The organism is Nocardioides ginkgobilobae (assembly GCF_054781275.1).
Map to the genome: position 1 here is coordinate 1 of NZ_BAAGUS010000052.1, position 1,091 is coordinate 1,091.

Sequence of the window (1,091 nt, forward strand, 5' to 3'; positions counted from 1 at the left end):
CTAGGTGTACTGACCACGGACGTTAGGTACGGCGTGCCTGCTGGACGATGACGAAGACCTCCGGGTGAGGTGTGAAGCGACCAAGCATCCACTCGCTCACGAAACTCCGGAGGTCTTCGTGTCTCACGCTAACGCCTGCCTGACCCCTGCCGGCCGCTTGCGGCTGGCCCAGCTCGTCGTGGACAAGGGATGGACGCTGCGGCGTGCCGCCGAAAGGTGGAACTGCTCAGTCACGACCGCCAAGCGATGGGCCGACCGCTACCGCGTCCAGGGCCGCGACGGGATGGTCGACCGGTCCTCACGCCCGAAGACCTCGCCACGGCGCACACCCTCGCGGGTCGAGCGACGGGTGCTCGGGCTGCGGGTCTCTCGGCGCTGGGGACCGGCTCGCATCGCCTACCGGCTGAAGATGGCGGTCTCGACCGTGCACAAGATCCTGCGCCGTTACGGCTGCCCGCCGCTGGCATGGACCGACCCGGCGACCGGGGTCCGCATCAAGTGGTCACGGAAGAGGGCGCACTCCTACGTGCACGAGGCTCCTGGCGACCTGGTCCACGTCGACATCAAGAAGCTCGGCCGGATCCCCGACGGCGGCGGCTGGCGCGTCGTCGGGCGCCAGGCCGGGCGCAAGAACTCTGGACAGCGCGGCAACGGCTACTGGTACATCCACAACGCCGTCGACGACTGCTCCCGGCTGGGCTACAGCGAACTCCTCACCGACGAGAGGAAGGAGACCGCCGCAGAGTTCTGGAAGCGCGCCAACGCCTACTTCGAAGCCGCTGGCATCACGGTGAAGCGAGTGCTCACCGACAACGGCTCCTGCTACCGATCCAAGCTCTTCGCCGAGGCCCTCGGCGAGGACATCGCCCACAAGCGAACCCGCCCCTACAGGCCCCAGACCAACGGCAAGGTCGAGCGGTTCAACCGCACCATGCTCGAGGAATGGGCCTACGCCCGCGCATACGGCTCCGAGTCAGAACGAGCAGCCAGCTTCACCGACTGGCTCCACACCTACAATCACCACCGCGGTCACACCGCACTCGGTGGCAAGTCACCGGCCGACCTCGTACCCAACCTGCGTGGACAGAACA

At 67.1% G+C, this 1,091-nt stretch carries 1 protein-coding gene; it reads left to right on the plus strand.

Features of this window, described 5'->3' with window-relative positions; genetic code table 11:
* Positions 1–118: 118 nt before the first annotated feature.
* Positions 119–1,091, plus strand: a 973-nt coding sequence (locus ACYVID_RS18150) for an IS481 family transposase (RefSeq protein WP_460739475.1), incomplete at its 3' end; no start/stop codon positions are given.